The organism is Streptomyces sp. NPDC001530 (assembly GCF_042894545.1).
Classification (GTDB): Bacteria; Actinomycetota; Actinomycetes; order Streptomycetales; family Streptomycetaceae; genus Streptomyces.
This window is the reverse complement of sequence record NZ_JBIAVS010000026.1, coordinates 76,459-99,424: the sequence shown is the minus strand read 5'-3', so window position 1 is coordinate 99,424 and position 22,966 is coordinate 76,459. Positions and strand designations below refer to the sequence as shown.

Here is a 22,966-nt window from a genome sequence, read left to right as displayed (position 1 = left end):
GGGATGGGTGCCCCCGAGATGGAACTGGAGGGGCGACCCCTCCGCCCGCGGCTCGTGCGCTCACACGGGCGGAGGGGAGTCGGCTCGGCCGTGCGGGTCGGGCGACCCGCACGGCGGACATCGGCTCAGCTGTCGAGTCGTACTACTCGGACGGCGCCCGCGGGGACCGCGAGACGGCCCGCGGCGCCTTCGCCCGTCAGGAGCTCGGTGCCGTGCGCCTCCAGCGGCACCTTGGCGTCCGTCGAGGTGTGGTTGATGGCGAAGACGTAGGTGCCCGACTCGCCGGTGCGGCGCACCACTTCGACATCGCGGGGCAGGTCGGCGCGCGGCGCGATGCGCGCGTCGTCGGCGGCCCAGCCGATCAGGGCGTCCAGGCCCTGGGCCGCGAGGCGCGTGGACACGTACCAGGCCGAGCCCTCGCCGAGGCGGTGCCGGGTGACGGCCGGGTGGCCCGCGGTGAGGCCGTCGGCGTACGTCCAGACGGTCTCCGCGCCGCGGGGCACCACGAACTCGGTCCACACGTCGCCGGTGAGTTCGGAGCCGTCGGGGCCGGTGATCCGGACGAGGTCGCCCTGGAGGAGAGGCGAGAACTCCTCGACGGTCAGGCCGAGTACGTCGCGCAGGGCGCCCGGGTAGGGGCCGTCGTGCACGGCGTCGTGCTCGTCGACGATGCCGGAGAAGTACGAGACGACGAGGGTGCCGCCGTTCTCGACGTACTCCTTGAGGTTGTTCCCGGCCGCTTCGGTCATCAGGTACAGCGCGGGCACGACGACAAGGGGATACGCCGACAAGTCGGCTTCCGGGTGGGCGAAGTCGACCGTGAGGTGGCGGTCGTAGAGCGCCTCGTAGAACGCGTCGGCGCGCTCGCGCGGGTCGTGGTCCTCGCTGGGGCGCCACTGGAGGTTCTGCGCCCACCAGGACTGCCAGTCCCACAGCACGGCGACGTCGGCGACGGTGCGGGTGCTCTTGATGGGGGCCAACGAGTCGACGGACGCGCCCAGTTCGACGACCTCGCGCCACACCCGGGAGTCGGTGCCCGCGTGCGGCAGCATCGAGGAGTGGAACTTCTCGGCGCCACGCCGGGACTGCCGCCACTGGAAGAACATCGCGCCGTCGGAGCCGCGCGCCACGTGTGCGAGGGAGTTGCGGGCCATCTGGCCCGGGGCCTTGGCGGGGTTGCGGGGCTGCCAGTTGACGCCCGACGTGGAGTGTTCGAGGAGCAGCCAGGGGGCGCCGCCGGCGACCGACCGGGTGAGGTCGGCGGCCATCGCGAGGTTCACATGGGTGCGGCGGCCGTCGGTGATCAGGTAGTGGTCGTTGGTGACGAGGTCGACCTCGCGGCCCCAGGCCCAGTAGTCGATCGAGTCGCACTGGCTCAGGGCGGTCATGAAGTTGGTGGTGACCGGGATGCCGGGCGCGAGGCGGTGCAGGATGTCCCGCTCGGCCACGAAGTTCTCGCGCAGGGTGGTATCGGCGAACCGCTTGTAGTCCAGGGCCTGGGCCGGGTTGCCGACCGTCGGGGTCACGCGCGGCGGGTTGATCTGGTCGAAGTCCGCGTAGCGCTGGCCCCAGAAGGCGGTGCCCCAGGCGTCGTTGAGCGCGTCGATCGTCCCGTACGTCCGTGTCAGCCAGCGGCGGAAGTGTGCGGCGCAGGACTCGCAGTAGCAGGCCGAGACGGGGACGCCGTACTCATTGTGGACGTGCCACAGGGCGAGCGCGGGGTGGTCGGCGTACCGGGTGGCGAGCCGTGTGGTGATGTTCGCGGCGGCGGCGCGGTAGTCGCTGTTGCTGTGGCAGATGGCGCCGCGTGAGCCGAACTCGTAGCGGGTGCCGTCGGCGGCCACCGGCAGCGCGTCGGGGTGTTCCCGGTAGAACCAGGCGGGCGGCGCCACGGTCGGCGTACCGAGGTCGGCGCGTATGCCGTTCTCGTGGAGCAGGTCGAGCAGGTGGTCGAGCCAGCCGAACTCGTAGGTGCCCGGCGCCGGTTCGAGCAGCGCCCAGGAGAAGATCCCGACGCTCACCATCGTGACGCCCGCCTCGCGCATCAGCCGGACGTCCTCGTGCCAGACGCTTTCCGGCCACTGCTCGGGGTTGTAGTCCCCACCGAAGGCGAGCCTGGTGAGGCCCCTGGGTGTGGTCTCCGGCATGGATCTCTCCCGTTTTATCGATCATTTGGGAACGTGCACACACAGCGCCAGCGGCGCGAGCCCAACATAACCGCACAGCAACAACCATTGACAAGTGTCCGGGATGTTTCTCTACTGTGAACGCTCACAGAAGCACCGCGAGTGAGCCGGAGGGGCGCGCCGGTGTCGAGGGCGCGAGCGCGCGGAGGCCCGAAGGGCTGAGCACGGTCGCGGTCTCGACACCGGCTGAAGCGCCCCGGAGGCGAGCCGCGCATGGAATATGGCAGGCCTCCGCAGCAGGCGGAGACCCAGGTCAGGGGAGAACGATCCATGCCCATCACGAAGCACAGCCGCCTCGTGGCCACCACCATCGCCGTCGCGCTCGGCGCCACCTCACTCGCCGCTTGCGGCTCGGAGGACAAGGACAGCGACGCCCAGTCCGGACCCGCGTCGCTGACGTACTGGACCTGGACCCCGGGCATGGACAAGGTCGTGGACCTGTGGAACAAGGGGCCGGGGAAGAAGCAGCAGATCACCGTCACGGTGAAGAAGCAGGCGTCGGGAGACGACCTGGTCACCAAGATCCTCACCGCGCACAAGGCGAAGAAGGCCCCGGACCTCGTCCAGGCCGAGTACCAGGCACTGCCGACGCTGGTCAGCAATGACGCACTCGCCGACATAGCGGGCGAGTCGAAGGACGCGAAGGGCAAGTTCGCCGAGGGCGTCTGGCAGCAGACGACGCTGGGCACGGACGCGGTCTACGCGATCCCGCAGGACATCGGCCCGATGATGTTCTACTACCGCGAGGACCTCTTCAAGAAGTACGGCCTGACGGTCCCGACGACCTGGGAGCAGTTCGCCGAGACCGCCCGCGCGCTGAAGAAGAAGGCCCCGGACAAGGACCTGACCACCTTCTCCGCCAACGACTCCGGCCTCTTCGCCGGTCTCGCCCAGCAGGCCGGCGCCAAGTGGTGGACCGCCTCCGGGGACAAGTGGAAGGTCGGCATCAACGACGCGGCGACGCAGAAGGTCGCCAAGTTCTGGGGCGGTCTCGTCAAGGAAGGCGTGATCGACAACCAGCCGATGTACCAGCCGGCCTGGAACAAGGCGCTGAACACCGGCCAGCAGATCGCCTGGGTGAGCGCTGTGTGGGCGCCGGGCACCCTCACCACCGCGGCTCCCGACACCAAGGGCAAGTGGGCGATGGCCCCGCTGCCGCAGTGGTCGGACAGCGAGAACGTCACCGGCAGCTGGGGCGGCTCCTCGACGGCCGTCACCACGGACTCGAAGCACAAGGCGGCCGCCGCGAAGTTCGCCGCCTGGCTGAACACGGACCCGAAGGCGGTGGCCGCGCTGGCGAAGGAGGGCGGCATCTACCCGGCCTCCACCAGCGCCCAGCTCAGTGACGCGTTCATGGAGCCGCCGGCCTTCTTCTCCAACCAGACGGACTTCTACACCAAGGCCTCGGAGATCGCGAAGACCACCGCGCCGTCCGCCTGGGGCCCGAACGTGAACGTCGCCTACACGTCCTTCAACGACGCCTTCGGCGCCGCCGCCAAGAACAAGTCGGACTTCGGTGCCGCCCTGAAGACCATGCAGGACACCACCGTCGCCGACCTCGAGAAGCAGGGCTTCGGGGTCGCTCAGTGACAACGGCACGTCGGAAGTCGTACGGGGTCAAGGGGGCCCCGTACGCCCACCCGTCTCCCACCACCGCCCTCAAAGGAGCGCTTCGCGCGCCCTACTTTTTCCTCCTCCCCGCGACGCTCCTCTTCGCCCTCTTCTTCGCACTGCCCATCGGCTACGCGCTGTGGCTCAGCCTGCACAAGGTCCAGGTCAAGGGCCTGGGCCTGGGCGCAGGCGCCCGCAGCGAAGTCTGGGCCGGCCTGGAGAACTACACCGACGCCCTCACCGACAACGAGCTGCTCGACGGCGCGCTGCGGGTGCTGGGCTACGGCGTCATCGTGGTTCCAGTGATGCTCGGCCTCGCGCTGCTGTTCGCGCTGATGCTCGACACGGACAAGGTGCGCCTCGCCCCCTTCACCCGGCTCGCGATCTTCCTGCCGTACGCCATTCCCGGCGTCGTCGCCGCGCTGCTGTGGGGCTTCCTGTACCTCCCGGACGTCAGCCCCTTCTACTTCATCCTCGACAGGCTGGGGATGCCGCAGCCGGACCTGCTGGACGGCGGCCCGCTGTATCTCGCCCTGTCCAACATCGCGGTCTGGGGCGGCACCGGCTTCAACATGATCGTCATCTACACCTCGCTGCAGGCCATTCCGGCCGAGGTGTACGAGGCGGCGAAGCTGGACGGCGCCACGCCCCTGCAGATCGCGCTGAAGATCAAGATTCCGATGGTGACGCCCTCGCTGGTGCTCACCTTCTTCTTCTCGATCATCGCGACGCTCCAGGTGTTCAGCGAGCCGACCACCCTCAAACCCCTCACCAACTCCGTCTCCACGACGTGGAGTCCGCTGATGAAGGTGTACCGGGACGCGTTCGGCGCGGGCGACATCTACTCGGCCGCCGCCGAGGCCGTGATCATCGCCATCGTCACGCTGTTCCTCTCCTTCGGCTTCCTGCGCGCCGCGAACTCCCGTAACAAGCAGGAGGAAGCACGATGAGTTCTCTTGCCGTACGCAAGGCCGCGCCGGCCGCCGGTACGACGCCCGGGACCGCCCAGGGGCCGCCGCTGCGCCGCCGGATCGCCCTGGTGCCGACGCTGACGCTGCTGCTCGGCGCCCTCTACTGTCTGCTGCCCGTCGCCTGGGTGGTGATCGCCTCCACCAAGTCGGGCCGTGAGCTGTTCTCGACGTTCACGTTCCTGCCGGGAACCGGCTTCACCCAGAACGTGCGGGACCTCAACGCCTACCGCGACGGCATCTACTGGCAGTGGATGGGCAACTCCGCGCTCTACGCCGGTCTCGGCGCCCTGCTCTCGACCGCCGTCTCGGCGCTCGGCGGTTACGCCCTCGCCCTCTACCGCTTCTGCGGCCGCGAGACCATGTTCAGCATCCTGATGGCGGGCGTGCTGATGCCGCCGGTGATCCTCGCGATCCCGCAGTACCTGCTGATGGCGAAGGCGGACCTGACGGACTCGTACGCCTCCGTCCTGCTCCCCCTGATCCTCTCCCCGTACGGCATCTATCTCGCCCGGATCTACGCCGCAGCGGCCGTGCCCGGTGACGTGGTCGAGGCCGGACGGATGGACGGGGCGAGCGAATGGCGGATCTTCACGCGGATCGCGCTGCCGATGATGGTGCCCGGACTGGTGACGGTGTTCCTGTTCCAGTTCGTGGCGGTCTGGAACAACTTCCTGCTGCCGTACATCATGCTCAGCGACGACGAGAAGTTCCCGATCACGCTCGGTCTGTTCACCCTCCTCAAGCAGGGCTCCAACACTCCGGCGCTGTACACGCTGGTGATCACCGGCGCGATGCTCGCGGTCATCCCGCTGGTCGCGCTGTTCCTCGTCATCCAGCGGTTCTGGAGCCTCGATCTGCTGTCCGGAGCCGTAAAGTCATGACCATGAGCAATACGGGGGCCCGGCGCAAACCGCCGACGATCCACGATGTGGCGCGCGAGGCAGGAGTCTCACGAGGCACCGTCTCGCGTGTGCTCAACGGCGGGCACTATGTCAGCCCCGCCGCACAGGAGGCGGTCAACGCCGCCATCCGCAAGACAGGTTACGTCGTGAACCGGCACGCCCGCTCCCTGATCACCGGGCGCTCCGACTCGATCGGCTTCCTGCTGACCGAGCCCCAGGAGAGGTTCTTCGAGGACCCCAACTTCAATGTCCTGCTGCGCGGCTGCACGCAGGCGCTGGCCGCACACGACGTTCCCCTCCTGCTGATGCTCGCGGGCACCGAGGACGAACGGCGGCGCATCACGCGGTACATCACCGCGGGCCATGTCGACGGCGTGCTGCTGGTCTCCAGCCACTCCGGCGATCCGGTCGCGGAGGAGCTGCGCGACGCGGGCGTGCCACTGGTCGCGTGCGGCAAGCCCATAGGCATGGGGTCCAAGGTCAGCTTCGTCGCCGCGGACGACCGGGACGGCGCCCGTGACATGGTCAGGCACCTGCTCTCCCTCGGCCGCCGCCGGATCGGCATGGTCACCGGCCCGCTCGACACCCCCGGCGGCGTCGAGCGGCTCGCGGGCTACCGGGAGGTGCTCGCCGAGGCGGGCATCGAGGCCGACGACCGACTCGTCGCCTCCGGCGACTACAGCCGGGCCAGCGGTGAGGCGGGCGCCGAGCAACTCCTGCAGCGGGTCCCCGACATGGACGCCGTGTTCGTGGCGTCGGACCTGATGGCACAGGGCGTGCTGGCCGCACTGCACAGGGCCGGCCGCCGCGTCCCGCAGGACGTGGCCGTCGGCGGCTTCGACGACTCCCCCGCCGCCACCGCGTCCACGCCCGCCCTCACCACCATCCGCCAGCCCTGGGACCGCATCAGCGCCGAGATGGTACGGGTGCTGCTCGCCCAGATAGGCGGCGAGGACCCGGCGGCGGTGATCCTGCCGACGGAGCTGGTACGGCGCGAGTCGACATGAGAGCCCGTAGCTGAACCGGGAACCGCCGCGGGGCTCCGGGAGCACGGGGGACTCCCGGGCCCCGCGGCCCCGGTTCGGCGCGGGGATCCATCAGAAGCCCCCTAGCCTTCTGCCATGGACAAGGGGCAACAGGGCGAGCCGCGTTACGCCTGGCGCGATCTCCTTCAACGCTGGAGTGATGAGTGGCTCGATCCGATCCTGCACGAACAGGAGAGACCCGAGCCGTTTCCCGACGAGGTACGCGCCGCCCGCTGGCTGGGCACATCCGGAGCAAGCCCTGAGGAGGTCGAGGCCTTGGAGGCACGGCTGGGGGCCGCGCTTCCACCGAGCTACCGGCAGTTCCTGCTGACGAGCAACGGCTGGCTGAACACGACCACCTCCATGGGCCGGCTCCTGCCGGCTCAGGAGGTGGGCTGGGCCCGCGACCTCGACCCTGAGTTGGTCGCCATCTGGACCGATGGACGCCGCTGCGACTACCCGCGCGTCCCCGACGAGGAGTACTTCGTCTACGGCGAAGAGCAGGACACGGTCGCGCTACGGCCCGAGTACCTGCCGCGGACGCTCGTCATCAGCCGGACCCCGGATGCCACCGACATGTACCTCCTCAATCCCTGCGTGATCACCCCCGACGGGGACTGGGAAGCCTGGTACCTCGCCCACTGGCTGCCCGGCGCGATCCGCCACCGGTCCTTCTGGGACCTGATGAACGACGAGTACAAGACCTTCCGCGACGCGGAGTGACCGCTCCTGGGCGTCGGCACGACTGGTCAGGATTCGAGAAGCCACCCGGTGCTCCCCCGCCGTAGCGTGAAAGCGCCGACGGGGAAGGCCGTCGGCGCGAGCAGCACCGCGCAGGCACTGACCAGCATCACGGAGGAGTCGCCATGACCGCCGGCCTCAACACCATCATCTACCCCGTCAAGGACCTCGCACAGACAAAGGCGCTGTTCAGCGCGCTGCTGGGCGTGGAGCCGTACGCGGACGAACCGTACTACGTGGGCTTCAAGGACGCCGGGCAGGATGTCGGCCTGGACCCCAACGGTCACGCCAAGGGGATGACCGGGCCGGTCCCGTACTGGACCGTCTCCGACATCAGGGGAACCCTGGCGGGCCTGCTCGCCGCGGGGGCCGAGACGCTGCAGGACGTCCATGACGTGGGCGGCGGCAAGCTGATCGCCTCGGTGAAGGACGCGGACGGCAACCTCATCGGGCTCACCCAGGACCCGACCGCCCAGTAGCTCGGCCCCATAGCGCCGGCGACTGGATGCAGGTGCACTAGTTGCACGCTCAATGACTGGCCGGATTTCTGTTACCGTTCAGTTATGTCAGCGAAGACGGCCGGATCCTCCCTCGAAGACCGGTGGCGGGAGATCCTCTCGGTGCACGCGCGCACGATGTGCGAGATCGACCGCGCGCTGCATCCCCACGGCCTGGGGGCCAGTGACTTCGAGGTCCTGGACATCCTCGCCGCGGCCACGGTCACCGAGGCCGGCGAGCAGTGCCGGGTGCAGAACATCGCGGGCCAGGTCCATCTCAGTCAGAGCGCCCTGTCCCGCCTCATCGGCCGGCTGGAGAAGGACGGCCTGGTGGAACGCACCGTCTGCGAGGAAGACCGACGCGGAGTATGGGTCGCGCTCACCAAGAAGGGTCGCGACCTGCACTCCGAGGTACTCCCCCTGCAACGCGCCGTCCTGGCCCGCATGCTGACGGCCGGCACGACCGGCTAGACCACGAACTCCGCACCGTCCGGCAGGACTTCGACCCCGGACCAGGTCACCCGCGCATGGGCGTCCGAGAGTTTGTCGAGCAGCGGATTGGTGTTGTTGAGGTGGGTGTAGATCCGGCGCGGACCGGGATGGCGGGCCAGAGCCGCCAGGCTGCCGTGCGCCCCGGATACGGGCAGGTGCCCCATGGCGGCCTGGCCGCCGGGGGCCCGCACCGCCGTGCCCATCTCGTCGGCCGCGTAGAAGGTGCCGTCGAGCAGCGCGCAGGTCGCCGTGGCGAGCAGGGCGTCCAGCGCGGGTGTCCACCTGCCCAGGCAGGGCGCGTAGACGAGTACTCCCCCGCTGGCCAGGTCCTCGATCCGGTACGCCGTCACCCAGCGGGCGTCCGCGGCAGGTCCTGCGACATACTTCGGGGCCTTGGAGCCGACCGGGTGCGCGGTGACGACCAGACCGCCGGCCAGCACGAAACCGCCCTCGGTCAGGCTGTCCGCCCACTCCCACGGGGCGTAGCGGTCGAGCAGGGCGCGCAGCGGGGCCAGCGTGGTCAGGACGGGGGGCGCGGCATAGACCTTGAGTCCGGCGCCGCCGCGCAGGACGGTCAGTCCCGTGACGTGGTCGGCCTCGGCGTCGGTCAGGAGCACACCGCGCACCGGTGAGTCCCTGGGCCCGGGCCCGGGTGCGAGCGCGGGCGTGGCGGTCAGCTGCGCACGGATGTCGGGTGAGGCGTTGAGCAGCCACCAGTCGCGGGAGTTGCCGCTGACGGCGACGCACTCCTGCGTCCGCGCGGGCAGTTTGCCGTCGCGGGCGGCCTGGCACAGCGCGCAGGCGCAGTTCCACTGAGGGAAGCCGCCACCGGCGGCCGTGCCCAGCAGCACCACTTTCAAGGGAACCCCACCCCTCCGTCTCGGACCCTCCCGGGGATCTTCCCGCCAGGACGGCCGGGACTACCCTGCGGAAGGGGGCAGTTCCGGACGACCTTGGCCCGGGCGCCGGTCCTTCGGGCGGCGGGGAGGGATCGGGACGGTGGCGAAGTCCCGCGGACCGGTCCACAGTGCGGGTACCGCGTCGCCGCGACGGCACAACTCGTATGCGATCGCCTCGTAGTTGACCCGCCAGCCGTGGAAGTGCGGCCAGGCCTGCTCGGCCGTCCGCTCGGCGGGGAAGCCCGCCGCCTCCACCCTCGCGACGGCCGCGTCGAACTCCAGGAAGGACAGCTGGATCGGCGCGTCGGGTCTGGGGTCCATGTCGTAGGCGAAGCGCAGCGCGCGGGCGATGTCGCGCAGCGCGGTGAAGCCGGAGCGCAGCACCAGGCGCGCCTCGGGCGGTGCGCTGCTGGGCGTGAGCGCCAGTTGCATGGCGGCCGCGTCCATGACGGCGACCAGGCCGACGATCCAGCTGCGGTAGGGCTGCGGGGAACGGAACGCCAGCAGGACCGGGTACGTGGAGTGGCTCTCGCCGATGTCCGCGGCGAGCCGCTCCCAGGCACGGTACAGCTCGGGCAGCGCGGTCTCGGTGTCCACCAGCCACTGCCGGGCCAGGATCTCCGGGCCCCAGGCGGGTTCGCCCGCGCGCGACTGGAGCAGCGTCACTTCCAGTTCGCGGCGGTTGTAGGCGGCGTACAGCGTGGGCAGATAGGCGATCTGCAGCGCGATCACCACGGGCCCGGTGACCGCCGCAACGAAGTCCACGACGGACAGGTGCAGCCGGTCGCCGCTGGCGAAGCCGAGCGTGAACAGGCTGGAACCGGCCTCCCGCACCGACTGGGTCCAGGACAGCGTGGACAGGGCGTGCAGCACAAGCCCGAATCCGAGCAGCGCCCCGGCGAGCCAGCTCGTGAGCATGCCGACGAGCATGAGCGGAGCCAGCCAGGTCTGCGCGCGGTCGTGGGCCTGGTAGCTGCCGCCGGGAGCGGCGAGACGCAGCAGCAGGCGCAGCGAGCGCCACCAGCGGATCACCAGCGGGGAGTACAGCCCGCGCGGCACCACGAGGGTGCGCAGGATGCTGACGAGAACCACCGCCAGGAGCAGTCCGCCGGCCACGCCGGAGATCCATTTCATGCGGCCATTGTCATGCCGGGAGGTTTCCGCCCGAGACGCTCCCGCCCGCGCCGGGACGTGCGTCACCTCAGCGCAGCACGCCGTCCAGGGGATGAACGGTGTCGGATCCGTTCATCCCCACCACGCCCGTGTCTGTCAGATCTGCGGCCGGGCCAACAGCGTACGTACGCCCTCGGAGGTGAGGGTCAGGCCGTGCGGTGAGCTGGCGTCGATGGTGAGCGACAGGTCGCCGGAGGGCCACTGGGAGGCGAGCGCACCGAGCGGCACCAGGCGGTAGCGGGAGACGAACGGGAGCAGTTCGGCCATCTCCAGTTCCGAGGTGAACACGGGCACCACCTGCTCGCCGCCCGGCTGGTCCAGGACGGGCAGGGCCACGGCCGTGGGGTCGGCGGCGTCCTCCTCGACGGCGTCGTCGGGCACGGGGACCAGCACGTCGCTGCCGGCGAGCGTGTCGAGGGCCGTCGCGTCCTCCGTGTTCTCCACGAGGGTGTTCAGCGCCTCCTGAGCGGGCGTCTCGGCCGTGGGCCGGTGGTGGTTCGAGGGTGTGACCATGGCAAATCCCCGGGTTGTGGCGGACGGGCCACCCGGGGCGATGTCCGTCCCGGGCGCAACGCCCGTCGCGTACCCAGTGCGCGCCGCGGCATTCCTCCTGTTGTCTTTCAGGGCAGCAGCGGGATGTCGTCCGACGGCAGGCCGAGGCGGTCGCAGCCGACGCGCCGGTGGAGCGGCTCGGCCATGGTCGGGCCGACATGGGTCATCTGACATGAGCATGGGGCCCGGGCATTCGAAGTCCGGGCCCCACACGGCTGCTTCCGGATACTTCCGGCCGCTTGTGTCTACTTCTGGCTACTTCAGGTACGGCCCGTCGCTCCCGATCTTGCCGGGACCGTTCAGGACGTACACGCGGAGGTTGCCCTTGCCAGGTGCCGCCACGGACAGCGTGCCGTTCGAGACGGTCTTCACGTCACCCGTGACGGCGTCCGTGTAGGTACCGTTCGGGATGCCCGTGTACGTCGCGTCGCCGGTGACCGTGACGAGCGCGAAGCTGTCCGTCGAGCCGCTGGTGTAGCGGCGCTTGAACGCCATCGAGCCGCTGATGCCGTCGGTGGAGTACTGGCCCATCTGCAGGGCCGGGATCGCCCGGCGGATCTGGTTGAGCCGCTGGAGGTGCTTGACCAGCGGCTGGGCCAGGGTGGTGGCGACCTCGCCGCTCGCCGAGTCGACCTTGCCGAAGTCGGAGGCCGTGACGGATCCGGCGAGGTGGTCGCCGTAGTACGCGCGGCCGGTGGACGGCGTAGTGCAGATAGGTGGTCGGCCAGTTCAGTTCTTGGTCTTCGTGTATTGAAGTGCTCTCCCGGCTGAAGTGAAGCCGGGAGATTCCTGCTTACCTTGCGGCAGCGGGCTTAACGCGCTTCGCGCGCCTGACGACTGCCCTCCCGGCAGCCGGGATGAGCGCGAGGCCCATCCGGTAAAGGTGCAAGATGTTCCGGGCTGCGTTGTGGTCGGCGTTGCCTGACCATCCGCAGTCCGGGTTCTTGCATACGAACGTGGCCTGGTCCTCCCGGTTGCCGGGCGTAATGAAGCCGCACGCGGAACAGCGCCGGGACGTGTGGGGGGCCGGGACCTTGTGCAGGGTGCCGCCGTACTGAGCGGTCTTGTACGCCAGCATCGTGACCGTACGGCCCCACGCTTCGCCGGTGATGGAGCGGTTCAGCCCTGACTTCTGGGCGACGTTCTTTCCCGGCGACTGGACGGTGCCCCTGGCGGACTTGACCATGTTCGTGATGGTGAGTGCTTCGACCACCACCGTGCCGTACTGCTTGGCGATGGCGGTGGTCGTCTGGTGCTGCCAGTCCAAGGCCCGACGCTTGGCTTTCGCGCGGAGTCCTGCGATCTGGTCATAGGTATGGCGCAGACGGCGGCTGGTTCGCATCCCGGGCTTGCGGTGCTGCTTACGCTGGGCGGCGCGCTGCTCCAGACGCAGGAGCTTGGACTGATCCTGCTTGGTCAGCCACTCGCCGTGGTTCTTGGTGATGCCGTCCGACAAGGCGATGGGCACGGTGACGCCCACGTCCATGCCGACCTGCGGCCCCTGGTGAGGCTCGGGCTTGGCTTCGAGGACCTGGACGCGGAATGCGATGTGCCAGCCGAGCGCGTCTTTGACCAGCCGCGCGCCGGTGATGCGGTTCTCCTTGTTGGAGTGTTTGCCCACGGGGAGGTCTTTGGTCCAGCGGAACCGGACGCGGCCCACCTTGGGGATGTTGGCCATGCCCCAGCGGCGGTGCACACGGACGATGTTCAGGTCCCGTCCCTGCGGGATGTCCACGGACATCACCGACCGGAACCGGCCCTTGAAGTTCGGGGCATCCGCCCGGCCGTCCCAGCAGTTCTTCCACGCCTGGAAGTACGTCTTCAACACGGCCTGCGCGGCCTGGGCCGGGAGCACTGCGAGGAATTCGATGTCCTTACGGGCCTGGCGGATCGCGGCATCCGCGCTCGCCAGCGTCCGCTTTTCCTTCGGCATCATCTGCCACCACGCGTGGAGGAGATTCCACATCGTGCGGGCAGCGTGCGCCTGGGCGTCGGTCTTGAGCTCGCATGCAGGGGACAGTGCCAGTCGGGCGCGATGCCCGAACTGTCGCTTCCTCAGACCGCATTCGCTCATGGCAGCCACGCTACTACAGTTGGCTTATGTCACCGCGCTGGAATCCGAATCCCGATGTACGCACCGGCCGTCACGTCGTCCACAACTTGCATGCCCACTTGGTTTTCGTCACCAAGTACCGGCGTAAGGCATTCACCGATGCCATGCTGACTCGCACCGAAGAGATCATGCGCGAGGTCTGCCAAGACTTCCAGGCCGAGCTGAAGCAGTTCAACGGCGAGCAGGACCATGTGCACCTGCTGGTGCACTACCCGCCCAAAGTGCAGCTCTCCAAACTGGTCAACAGCCTCAAGGGCGTCAGCTCGCGAAGACTCCGCCAGGAGTACGACGCGCATGTGCGCCGGTACCTGTGGGGCGGCCACTTCTGGTCCGGCTCCTACTTCGCCGGGTCCTGCGGTGGAGCACCGCTGACCGTCGTCAAGCAGTACATCGAGAACCAACAGCGCCCTGCTGACTGAGGACCACACCCCGGACCCGTGCTCACGTTCGGGTCAGAGCGGTTCCGAGATGGCCTTCACCTCCGCCGTAAACGGCGGAGCACCGGCCAAGAGCAAAGGTAGAAGACGGTCGCCGTGTTGGAGCGGCGGCGGTCTTCTCCATGGGGGCGGAGCCCGCGTCCGGTGGGATCAGTCCGAACAGCCCGGTAGCCGCCACGAACGCCACCAGTGGGCGCAGCAGGCGTGGGGGTCCACGTCTCATGGGCGTCTCCAATGCGGGCCGGGGAGTGGGGAGTTGCGGGGGACGTGCATTGCAAGGAGAACCGGTAATTTCCTGAAAGCCCTTGCAGCCGGAAGCTACAGGGACATGACAGCGACGTAAAGAGATCTCGCAGCGACCGGAACGCAGGGTGAAAACAGACCAGTAGTGGTGACCGCCGCCCACGCGCGGACCGGGTCCGCGCCTCTAGCGTGAGCGCATGCCGATGCAACCCTGGTTCACCGATGCCAAGCTGGGCATCTTCATCCACTACGGCATCTACGCCGTCGACGGATGGGCCGAGTCCTGGTCCTTCTACACGGGCGAGGTCTCGCACGAGCGATACATGAAACAGCTCGACGGCTTCACCGCGTCGCACTACGACCCGCAGGCCTGGGCCGAGCTCTTCGCCCGCGCCGGCGCCCAGTACGCGGTGCTGACCACCAAGCACCACGACGGCGTCGCCCTGTGGGACACCGCGCACGGCGATCTGAACGTCGTCCGGCACACACCGGCCGGCCGCGATCTGGTCGCCGGGTTCACCGACGCCCTGCGCAAGCGGGGCCTCAAGGTCGGCCTCTACTACTCCCACTCCGACTGGAACCATCCCGACTACCCGAGCATCCGGCACGTCGAGCCCGGCGACGAGCCCCCGAGCCCGTACTCGCACGCCGAGCCCGGTAAGGAGGACCCGGCGGCCTGGGAGCGCTATCTGGCCTACCGCGACGGCCAGGTCGGTGAGCTCGTCACCCGCTTCCACCCGGATCTGCTCTGGTTCGACGGAGAGTGGGAGCGCACCGAGGAGCAGTGGCGGATGCGGGAGCTCGCCGAGCTGATCCTCGCGGGCAACCCGGACACCGTCCTCAACGCCCGCATGCTCAGTCACGGCGACTACGCCACTCCCGAACAGGGTGTCCCGCTCCAGGCCCCGGACGGCCCGTGGGAGCTGTGCCTGACGGTCAACGACTCGTGGGGCTACCGGCCGAAGGACCGCGACTTCAAGTCGGTGCGCCAGCTGGTGCGTTACTTCACGGAGACGATCGGGATGGGCGGCAATCTGCTGCTCGGCGTCGGCCCCCGGGAGGACGGGACGATCCCCGAGGAGCAGGTCGCACGCGTGGAGGGCCTCGGCGCGTGGATCAGGAAGCACGCCGACGCCGTCTACGGGACGGTCGGCGGGCTCCCGGCCGGGCACCACTACGGGCCCAGCACTCTCTCCGCCGACCGGCGCACCCTGTACCTGATGTGCTTCGACGTACCGCGCGAGTCCGTCTCGATCCGCGGACTGCGCAACCCGGTTCGACGGGTGACCGTCCTCGGCACGGGCACCGAACTGGGCCACCACATCACCGGCGGCCTGGACACGGTCCCCGGCGTGACCTGGATCGACGCCCCCGCCGCGGCGGACCTCGACGAGTACGCCACCGTGCTCGCCGTCGAGTTGGACGGGGAGCTGGACCTCTACCGGGGCGCGGGCCGCGACTGACGGGCACGAGCCAACCGGTATACGGGCCGCGACTGACGCGCGCGAGCGGGCCGGTATACGGGCCGCAAAGGCGGGGCTCACGGTGAGAAGCTGTGCCCGAACCGGCGTACTCAAGGTCGAGGGGCAGCAGCCACCGAGCCCTTCCCTACCGGAGGTACCTCACCCGTGACCATCACCAAGGCAGCCCCGCCCCCGGTTGACCACCGCGACGCGGACGACCAACAGGGCCGGAAGGGTTGGCAGTTCAACTCCCCCCTCGTCCTGACGATGCTGCTGCTCCTGGTGGTCGCGGCGCAGGGGCCGATCCGCCGGGCGCTGGCCGCGCCGGTGATGCAGAGCTGGATGACCGTGTTCGTCGCGGTGGTCATCCAGGCGCTGCCCTTCCTGGTCCTCGGTGTACTGCTGTCGGCGGTCATCGCGGTGTTCGTGCCTCCGTCGTTCTTCGCCCGCGCGCTGCCGACCCGGCCGGCCCTGGCGGTGCCGGTGGCCGGGATGGCCGGGGCGGTCCTGCCCGGCTGCGAGTGCGCCTCCGTGCCGGTGGCCGGGGCGCTGGTACGACGGGGCGTCACGCCGGCGGCGGCGCTGGCGTTCCTGCTGTCCGCCCCGGCGATCAACCCGATCGTGCTGACCGCGACGGCCGTGGCGTTTCCGCGCGATCCGGAGATGGTCCTCGCCCGGTTCGCGGCGAGTCTGCTCGTGGCGTGCGCCATGGGGTGGCTGTGGCAGCGCCTCGGCCGCACCGACTGGCTGCGCCCACCGGCCCGCCCCGCGCACGAGGGCCTCGGCAAAGGGGCGGCGTTCTGGGGATCCGTACGGCACGACGTGATGCACGCCGGTGGCTTCCTCGTCGTCGGCGCGATGGCCGCGGCCACGCTCAAGGCCGTCGTACCGGCGAGTTGGCTGCACGCCGCGGCCGGCAACCCCGTGGTGTCCGTCCTCGCCCTGGCGATACTCGCCGTGCTGTTGTCGATCTGCTCCGAGGCCGACGCGTTCGTGGTCGCGTCGCTGTCCCAGTTCTCGCTCACCGCGCGGCTGGCGTTCCTCGTCGTCGGACCGATGATCGACCTGAAGCTGTTCGCCATGCAGATCGGCACGTTCGGCCGCGGGTTCGCGCTGCGGTTCGCGCCCGCCACCTTCGCCCTGGCGATCCTCATGTCGGTCCTGGTCGGGGCGGTGCTGCTGTGAACCGCCAGGCGCAGGCAGCCGTACTCTTCCTGGTCGGCGCGGCGGTGCTGCACGCCGGGGCCACCGATCTCTATCTGCGGTACGTGAAGGCCGGGTTGCAGCCCTTGCTGCTGGGGGCGGGGGTGGTGCTGATCGTCGCGGCGGTTGCCACGGTTTGGTACGAGGTGCGTGGGGCGCGGGCGCCGCGTTCGCTGACCTCGCTGCCATCGCAGCCTTCGGAGGACAAGGACGACCACGACGGCGCGCAGGGGCACGTCGACGAAAGCGCGGACGAGCACGGGCACGGGTACGAGGGCGCGGACGAGCACGAGTACGGGCACAGCCACGAAAGCGGAGACGAGCAGGGGCACGCCCACCGCGAACCCCGTATCTCCTGGCTCCTCATCCTCCCCCTGCTCGCCCTGATCCTGGTCGCCCCACCCGCCCTCGGCTCCTACAGCGCCATGCGCACCGGCACGGCCCTGCAAGCGCCCTTCGGCTACCCCGCCCTCCCGGCCCGCGATCCGCTCCCGCTCAGCCTGGTCGACTACGCAGGGCGCGCGGCCTACGACCACGGCCGTTCCCTCGGCGACCGGCGGATCAAGATCACGGGTTTCGTCGCCCTCGACCACGGGGGCACGCCGTATCTCGTCCGCATGGCCCTCAACTGCTGTGCCGCCGACGCCCAGCCCGTCAAGGTCGGCCTGACCGGCCGCATTCCGCCCGTCCTCCAACCCGACACCTGGCTCGAAGTCACCGGCACCTACACCGGCAAGCGGACCAAGGATCCCGTCAACGGCGGCATCATCCCGTTCCTCGACGTCAGCGCGGCGAGGCCGGTCCCGACGCCGCACGACCCGTACGACGAGAGCTGGAACAACTGAGCGCCTGATTTCCAACCCCTGAACACCATTCGCCCGCGCCCGTCACACCTTGCCCCCGAAGAAGACCTGCACCTCCTGGATGAGCCCGTCCCGGACGGTGATCGCCTCGACATTGCGGTACCTGTCGCCGGTCGTGAGCTCGTACTCGTAGTGGACGAAGACGAGTTCCTCGTCCGCGGGAGTGACATGCAGCAGCCGCTGCTCCTGCAATCGGTCGGCAGTCGGGAAACACCGCTCGAAGAACGCGGCCTTGTCGATGTGATCGTCCTGCGGACTGGTGAACGAGAAGTCGTCCGCGTAGAGAGCGAAGGCCGCGGCACGATCCTGTGAGCGGTAGTACCGAAACGCCGCCTCGACGACGTCCGTCGGACTGTCGGTCATTCGGTCTCCTCACCCGGACGATTAACCCCCTTCCGTCACCGTATAGCCGAGTCCCGAGACCGGCTCGCAAGCCGTCAGATGCCGTCCAGCAGCTGACAGCGGAGCCGTGGACCGTCCCTCGGCGGACCCTGCCGGGACCTGCTGACGGAGCAAAACGATGATGGGGTTAGCATATGAGCGCCGCCTAGCTCGAAAGATGCACCTGTGACTGTCAACGACGACTCGTTCACCAACTGGAAGAACCGCGAGGAGATCGCGGAGTCGATGATCCCGATCATCGGGAAGCTGCACCGGGAGCGAGACGTCACCGTCCTGCTTCACAGCCGCTCCCTGGTGAACAAGTCGGTGGTCAGCATCCTCAAGACCCACCGATTCGCCCGGCAGATCGCCGGTGAGGAGCTCTCGGTCACCGAGACGCTGCCGTTCCTGCAGGCTCTCACCGCGCTCGACCTCGGTCCTTCCCAGATCGACATCGGCATGCTCGCCGCGACGTACAAGACCGACGACCGCGGTCTCACGGTGGAGGAGTTCACCGCCAGGGCCGTCGCCGGCGCCACGGGTGCCAACAAGATCGAGCGCGGCGAGGGGCGCGACGTCGTCCTCTACGGCTTCGGCCGCATCGGCCGCCTCGTCGCCCGTCTGCTCATCGAGAAGTCCGGCTCCGGCAACGGCCTGCGGCTGCGTGCCATCGTCGTCCGCCAGGGCGGCGAGCAGGACATCGTCAAGCGCGCCTCGCTGCTGCGCCGCGACTCCATCCACGGCCAGTTCCAGGGCACGATCACCGTCGACGAGGCGAACAGCACGATCATCGCCAACGGCAACGCGATCAAGGTGATCTACGCGAGCGACCCGTCGGAGGTCGACTACACGGCGTACGGCATCAAGGACGCCATCCTCATCGACAACACCGGCAAGTGGCGCGACCGCGAGGGCCTTTCGCAGCACCTGCGCCCCGGGATCGACAAGGTCGTCCTGACCGCGCCCGGCAAGGGCGACGTCCCGAACATCGTGCACGGTGTCAACCACGACACGATCAAGCCGGACGAGCAGATCCTGTCCTGCGCGTCCTGCACCACCAACGCGATCGTCCCGCCGCTGAAGGCGATGGACGACGAGTACGGCGTCCTGCGCGGCCACGTGGAGACCGTCCACTCGTTCACCAACGACCAGAACCTGCTGGACAATTACCACAAGGCCGACCGTCGCGGCCGTTCGGCGCCGCTCAACATGGTCATCACCGAGACCGGTGCCGCCTCCGCTGTCGCCAAGGCGCTGCCCGACCTCAAGGCGCCGATCACCGGCAGTTCCATCCGCGTCCCGGTGCCGGACGTCTCGATCGCGATCCTCAGCCTGCGGCTCGGGCGCGAGACCAGCCGCGAGGAGGTCCTCGACTACCTCCGCAACGTGTCACTGACCTCGCCGCTCAAGCGCCAGATCGACTTCACCACCGCCCCGGACGCGGTCTCCAGCGACTTCATCGGCTCGCGCCACTCCTCGATCGTCGACGCCGGCGCCACCAAGGTCGACGGCGACAACGCGATCCTGTACCTGTGGTACGACAACGAGTTCGGCTACTCCTGCCAGGTCATCCGCGTCGTCCAGCACGTCTCCGGGGTGGAGTACCCGACGTACCCGGCCCCCGCTGTCTGATCCCGGCGGACCGTCCGATCCGATGTGGCGACGGGCGGGGCGGCGAACTCACCTTCTGAGCAGAACCCGCCCCGCCTGGCGCGCCCCCTCCCCCGCTCGCCCACGAAGGGCGATGCCCCGCGGGCGCGAAGTGCTGCGACGGCACTGTGCCCAGCCCTGTCTGCCGTGACCAGGCCTGTCTGCCATGACCAGCCTGTCCACGACGCGACCGGTCAGGCGGCCGCCGGGGACCGCCTTCCGCCCGGGGCCAGCGCGAGCCGCGTGACGTGCGGCCAGTCGGCCACCGGCCGGCTCAGCGGTGTACGCCGACGGTTGCGCGGCACGCGGACCCGTAGCGCCCCGGGGGCGATCCGGCACACCACGGGTGCCGGCAGCACCACGTGTTCCCCGTCGATGCCGATCGGGACGGTGTCCGTGTCCGCTTCGACGACCACCTCGTCCGCGGTGAGCCGCATGAGGCCCGCGGAACGAGCGCCGCGCACCATCCGCGCCGCCTGCGCGGCGTTGTCGACCCGCACGCAGAGCACGCCGAGCAGTCCCGAGTCCAGCCGCTCCCTGCGCCCGGGGCGGGCCGAGTCGACGGCTCGCAGATAGGGGTTGTTGCTGACGAGCAGCGCCTGCAGCCCTTCGGCGCGCGTGGCGCCGGCCCGCATCCGCAGCCTGGACGCGTCCGGGCGGGTGAGCAGTCCGGGCAGCGCCTGCAGGATCGTCTGCACCTTCTCGTCGCGGTAGGCGGGATCGCCGACCACGGCGGCGTATGTGCCGAAGGAGGCGTTGTTGACGAACACCCGGTCGGCGGCGAACGCGAGGTCGACGCGGAGTTCGACTCCGTCGGAGAGGGCGGCGAGGTTCGCCGCCGGATCGTCGCGGTCGAGGCCGAGGTCGAGGGCGAAGTGGTTGCGGGTGCCGGCGGGAATCACCACGAAGGGCAGATCGTGCCGCGCCGCCACCTCGGCCACCAGGGCCTGGGTGCCGTCTCCGCCCGCCACCGCCAGCAGGTCGGCCCCCTCGGCCACGGCCTGCCGGGCCAGTGCGGCCACGTCCTGCCCTCCGGCGCCGAGCAGGACGACACGGGCGCCCGCCGACCGTGCCTTGTCCACCAGGTGGAAACGTCCCACCTTGCCGCCGCCGGAGCGCGGGTTCATGAGGATCCAGGGATGCCGGGGAGCCCCGGTGGGCTCGCCCTCGCGTGTGGAGGGGACGTGTCCCGGCACCACGGCGATCCGGGCCGCCCCCGTGGCCAGCATCCACAGGGCCAGGGAGAGAAGGGCCGGCCCCAGCATGCCGTACGCGGCATACAGCGCCAGGACCGTGACCGGCGCGGCCAGGGACAGCGCGACTCCGGCCACCCGCACCACACCGGTGTGGGCCAGAGTCCACCACACCCCGGCGGCGGCGAGGGCCAGTCCGCCGATGCCGATCAGCGCCCAGAGCACGCTCCGCAGCCCGGCGACGACGAGCGCCACCAGCACGCTCGCCAGCAGGGCGAGCAGTGCCAGACGCGCCCATCCGGCACGGCCTTCGCCGACGGCTGCCGCGGAGCGGCCTGCCGGGGCCGGTTCATGGCTGTGCCGGGCCTCGTTCACACGTTCACACGTTCTGCCGTGGGCGCTCGAACGGGGTGGAGGACGTCTCCTGCTGGTCCACGCACAGGGCCCAGATGATGAACCCCGAGAAAGCGATCATCACGATCGACCAGACCGGGGAGTACGGCAGGGAGAGGAAGTTGGCGATGATGATGAGTCCGGCGATGCCCACCCCGGCGACGTGCGCCCACTTCGCCGTCTGGAAGATTCCGAGACTGACGATCACGGCGACGGCGCCCAGTACGAGGTGGACCCAGCCCCAGCCGGTGAGGTCGTAGGCGAAGACGTAGTTGCGTGTCGTGACGAAGATGTCGTCCTGGGCGATCGCCATGACGCCCCGGCAGATGTCGAGTATGCCTGCGATCATGAGCATGACGGCTGCGAAAACCGTCAGGCCTTCGGCCCAGTGCCGCCTGTGCGCATGTGTGGTCTGTGTCGCGGTCATCCTGCTGCCTCGATTCAGTCTCGTGCGGTGCCCTCAGCGATCGGAGGTGGAGGTGGCGGCGCCCGCGCTTCCCGACGGGCCGGAGCCGCTCAGGACCAGTTCCTTGGCCCTGCGGAACTCCTCTTCGGTGATGTCTCCGCGGGCGCGGATCTCGGACAGCTTGGCGAGTTCGTCAACGCTGCTGGGGCGGCCTTCGCCACCCTTGGCGGTCTCCCGGACGTAACGGTCGAAGGCCTCCTGCTGCGCGCGCGCCTGCGCCACCTCACGGCGGCCCATTTCCTTGCCCCGGGCGATCACGTAGACGAAGACGCCCAGGAAGGGCACGACGATGACGAACAGCAGCCAGCCGGCCTTGGCCCAGCCGCTCATGGTGTCGTCACGGAAGATGTCGAGGATGATCCGGAAGAGCAGGATGAACCACATGATCCACAGGAAGAACCAGAGCATGGACCAGAAGACGCTCAGCAGCGGATAGTCGTACGCGAGATACATCTGCCCACTCATGTCTCTCCTCCGTCCCGGGCGTTCGCCCGGCAGCCGTTCTCTGCCGTCTCCAGCGTGCGCATGGCAAGGACCGGGCGGCCTCACCCGAGGCGGGTGAGGGGACGCGGGCCGCGGACGGTTCCCAGAGCGTGGGACGGTACAGAGGTCCTGCCCATGACCAGTTCCTGCTTGACCGCGTGTGTCCGCCCCCGGTCGCAAGGCGGGGGCCGCCCACGGCCGGCGAACCGGTCCGCGCGGCGTCGGGCGGGGGTCTCAGACCGTCCCGGCGGGGCCCTGTGGCCCCGCGACGTCGGCCCTGCGCAGTGCCGCCCTCCAGGCGAAGGCGAGGACCACCTCGGCCAGACCGAGCAGGACGAGCCACAGTCCGAGCAGCCGCGTCAGCGCCCGGGCCGACTCGAACGGCAGGGCCAGCACCACGATCCCCGCGAGGATGCCGATCACCGCGGCGCCGATGGCGAAGCCGCGGTGCGGCAGGTCCTTGGCGGCGATGGCCGTGTAGAGGGTGAGCATGCCGGACACCAGCCAGACGATCCCGACGATCAGCGAAAGCGCGGCGATGGTCTGCAACGGGTTCCTCAGGCACAGCACCCCGGCCAGGACGTACAGCACCGCGAGGAGCAGCCCGGGCAGCCGTTCGCCGTGCTCCTCCCGGGCGAACGCCGCGACGAACCGGAACACCCCGGTCACGAGCAGGTACAGGCCGATGACGACCGCCAGGACGTGCAGGGTCTCGTCCGGCCAGACCAGGATCAGAATGCCCGGCACGAGCGTGGCGACCGCGGACCCCAGGATCCACGTCCATGAGCGCCCGAGTTGAGCCAAAACGTCCGCCGGGTCGGAGGCCGCCCCGCCGGGCATGTGGTTCGGTCCGGTATGCGGTGCCGGACCACGCGACACGGTCATGGCTCCTCCTCGCGCGATCGAACGGTTCGCTCCCGGACCGCCGACGGGGCGGTGTGCGGGGACCTCACCGGGCCAGCGTCCCGCCTGCCGTCGGCCACCGGGTCACCCTCGGCGGGTGATCCGTGCGCACCGCCGGGGCGATGA

22 protein-coding genes and 1 pseudogene are annotated in these 22,966 nt (G+C 69.5%); 12 read left to right on the top strand and 11 right to left on the bottom strand.

What is annotated here, in order from left to right; all coding sequences use genetic code 11:
• Positions 1–125: 125 nt before the first annotated feature.
• The gene (locus ACFY0T_RS41020; RefSeq protein WP_388883137.1) at positions 126–2,147 is read right to left on the bottom strand and encodes a beta-galactosidase; all 2,022 of its coding nucleotides are present in this window, start codon (positions 2,145–2,147) and stop codon (positions 126–128) included.
• A 309-nt stretch (positions 2,148–2,456) separates the two neighbouring features.
• Between ACFY0T_RS41020 and ACFY0T_RS41015 the strand changes: the two genes are divergently transcribed.
• From ACFY0T_RS41015 to ACFY0T_RS40985, 7 genes are all read left to right on the top strand, one after another.
• On the top strand, positions 2,457–3,776 hold the full coding sequence (locus tag ACFY0T_RS41015; protein ID WP_388883135.1) for an ABC transporter substrate-binding protein: 1,320 nt from the start codon (positions 2,457–2,459) through the stop codon (positions 3,774–3,776).
• On the top strand, positions 3,773–4,747 hold the full coding sequence (locus ACFY0T_RS41010) for a carbohydrate ABC transporter permease (protein ID WP_388883134.1): 975 nt from the start codon (positions 3,773–3,775) through the stop codon (positions 4,745–4,747). Before ACFY0T_RS41015 ends, ACFY0T_RS41010 begins: the two co-directional genes overlap by 4 nt.
• Positions 4,744–5,649, top strand: coding sequence for a carbohydrate ABC transporter permease (locus ACFY0T_RS41005; RefSeq protein WP_388883132.1), 906 nt, complete (start codon positions 4,744–4,746; stop codon positions 5,647–5,649). Before ACFY0T_RS41010 ends, ACFY0T_RS41005 begins: the two co-directional genes overlap by 4 nt.
• Complete coding sequence (locus ACFY0T_RS41000) at positions 5,646–6,677, top strand: LacI family DNA-binding transcriptional regulator (RefSeq protein WP_388883130.1); 1,032 nt, start codon at positions 5,646–5,648, stop codon at positions 6,675–6,677. Before ACFY0T_RS41005 ends, ACFY0T_RS41000 begins: the two co-directional genes overlap by 4 nt.
• A 114-nt stretch (positions 6,678–6,791) precedes the next feature.
• The gene (locus ACFY0T_RS40995; protein ID WP_388883128.1) at positions 6,792–7,418 is read left to right on the top strand and encodes an SMI1/KNR4 family protein; all 627 of its coding nucleotides are present in this window, start codon (positions 6,792–6,794) and stop codon (positions 7,416–7,418) included.
• Between the two features lie 143 nt (positions 7,419–7,561).
• Positions 7,562–7,915, top strand: a complete 354-nt coding sequence (locus ACFY0T_RS40990; protein ID WP_388883126.1) for a VOC family protein — start codon at positions 7,562–7,564, stop codon at positions 7,913–7,915.
• 84 nt (positions 7,916–7,999) lie between these two features.
• Positions 8,000–8,404: a MarR family winged helix-turn-helix transcriptional regulator gene (locus ACFY0T_RS40985; protein ID WP_388883124.1), complete on the top strand. Its 405-nt coding sequence runs from the start codon at positions 8,000–8,002 to the stop codon at positions 8,402–8,404.
• Here ACFY0T_RS40985 and pqqB read toward each other — a convergent pair.
• The 5 genes and pseudogenes from pqqB to ACFY0T_RS40960 all read right to left on the bottom strand — a co-directional run bounded on the left by pqqB (position 8,401) and on the right by ACFY0T_RS40960 (position 13,123).
• Positions 8,401–9,279 carry a pyrroloquinoline quinone biosynthesis protein PqqB gene (pqqB, locus tag ACFY0T_RS40980; protein WP_388883244.1) on the bottom strand — a complete coding sequence of 293 codons (879 nt, stop codon included), beginning with the start codon at positions 9,277–9,279 and terminating at the stop codon, positions 8,401–8,403. The genes ACFY0T_RS40985 and pqqB overlap by 4 nt on opposite strands.
• 66 nt (positions 9,280–9,345) lie before the next feature.
• Positions 9,346–10,458: a hypothetical protein gene (locus ACFY0T_RS40975; RefSeq protein WP_388883122.1), complete on the bottom strand. Its 1,113-nt coding sequence runs from the start codon at positions 10,456–10,458 to the stop codon at positions 9,346–9,348.
• Between the two features lie 135 nt (positions 10,459–10,593).
• On the bottom strand, positions 10,594–11,010 hold the full coding sequence (locus ACFY0T_RS40970) for an SseB family protein (RefSeq protein ID WP_388883120.1): 417 nt from the start codon (positions 11,008–11,010) through the stop codon (positions 10,594–10,596).
• Positions 11,011–11,304: 294 nt separating this feature from the next.
• Positions 11,305–11,751 (bottom strand): annotated as a pseudogene (locus ACFY0T_RS40965) (alpha-amylase); the annotation flags it as partial.
• A gap of 91 nt (positions 11,752–11,842) precedes the next feature.
• Complete coding sequence (locus tag ACFY0T_RS40960; RefSeq protein WP_388883118.1) at positions 11,843–13,123, bottom strand: RNA-guided endonuclease InsQ/TnpB family protein; 1,281 nt, start codon at positions 13,121–13,123, stop codon at positions 11,843–11,845.
• A gap of 26 nt (positions 13,124–13,149) precedes the next feature.
• On the opposite strand from ACFY0T_RS40960, the gene tnpA reads away from it, so the two are divergent.
• From tnpA to ACFY0T_RS40940, 4 genes are all read left to right on the top strand, one after another.
• Positions 13,150–13,581, top strand: a complete 432-nt coding sequence (gene tnpA / locus ACFY0T_RS40955; RefSeq protein WP_388883116.1) for an IS200/IS605 family transposase — start codon at positions 13,150–13,152, stop codon at positions 13,579–13,581.
• Between the two features lie 458 nt (positions 13,582–14,039).
• Positions 14,040–15,305 (top strand): alpha-L-fucosidase, encoded by a 1,266-nt coding sequence (locus ACFY0T_RS40950; RefSeq protein ID WP_388883114.1) that lies wholly within the window; start codon positions 14,040–14,042, stop codon positions 15,303–15,305.
• Between the two features lie 165 nt (positions 15,306–15,470).
• Positions 15,471–16,490, top strand: coding sequence for a permease (locus tag ACFY0T_RS40945; RefSeq protein WP_388883112.1), 1,020 nt, complete (start codon positions 15,471–15,473; stop codon positions 16,488–16,490).
• Positions 16,487–17,353 carry a TIGR03943 family putative permease subunit gene (locus ACFY0T_RS40940; protein ID WP_388883110.1) on the top strand — a complete coding sequence of 289 codons (867 nt, stop codon included), beginning with the start codon at positions 16,487–16,489 and terminating at the stop codon, positions 17,351–17,353. The genes ACFY0T_RS40945 and ACFY0T_RS40940 overlap by 4 nt, the downstream gene beginning before the upstream one ends.
• Before the next feature lie 42 nt (positions 17,354–17,395).
• Here ACFY0T_RS40940 and ACFY0T_RS40935 read toward each other — a convergent pair whose 3' ends face one another.
• Positions 17,396–17,734, bottom strand: a complete 339-nt coding sequence (locus ACFY0T_RS40935; protein ID WP_388883108.1) for a nuclear transport factor 2 family protein — start codon at positions 17,732–17,734, stop codon at positions 17,396–17,398.
• A 204-nt stretch (positions 17,735–17,938) separates the two neighbouring features.
• On the opposite strand from ACFY0T_RS40935, the gene ACFY0T_RS40930 reads away from it, so the two are divergent.
• A complete protein-coding gene (locus tag ACFY0T_RS40930; protein WP_388883107.1) occupies positions 17,939–19,384 on the top strand; it encodes a glyceraldehyde-3-phosphate dehydrogenase in 1,446 nt (481 codons plus the stop codon).
• Between the two features lie 212 nt (positions 19,385–19,596).
• Here the strand turns inward: ACFY0T_RS40930 and ACFY0T_RS40925 are convergent, their stop codons facing one another.
• From ACFY0T_RS40925 to ACFY0T_RS40910, 4 genes are all read right to left on the bottom strand, one after another.
• Positions 19,597–20,883, bottom strand: a complete 1,287-nt coding sequence (locus ACFY0T_RS40925) for a diacylglycerol/lipid kinase family protein (RefSeq protein WP_388883242.1) — start codon at positions 20,881–20,883, stop codon at positions 19,597–19,599.
• A 91-nt stretch (positions 20,884–20,974) separates the two neighbouring features.
• Positions 20,975–21,415: a hypothetical protein gene (locus ACFY0T_RS40920; RefSeq protein ID WP_388883105.1), complete on the bottom strand. Its 441-nt coding sequence runs from the start codon at positions 21,413–21,415 to the stop codon at positions 20,975–20,977.
• A gap of 33 nt (positions 21,416–21,448) precedes the next feature.
• Entirely contained in the window at positions 21,449–21,919 is a 471-nt protein-coding gene (locus tag ACFY0T_RS40915; protein ID WP_388883103.1) for an SHOCT domain-containing protein, read from the bottom strand.
• A 252-nt stretch (positions 21,920–22,171) separates the two neighbouring features.
• Positions 22,172–22,822 (bottom strand): HdeD family acid-resistance protein, encoded by a 651-nt coding sequence (locus ACFY0T_RS40910; RefSeq protein WP_388883101.1) that lies wholly within the window; start codon positions 22,820–22,822, stop codon positions 22,172–22,174.
• Positions 22,823–22,966: the final 144 nt, after the last annotated feature.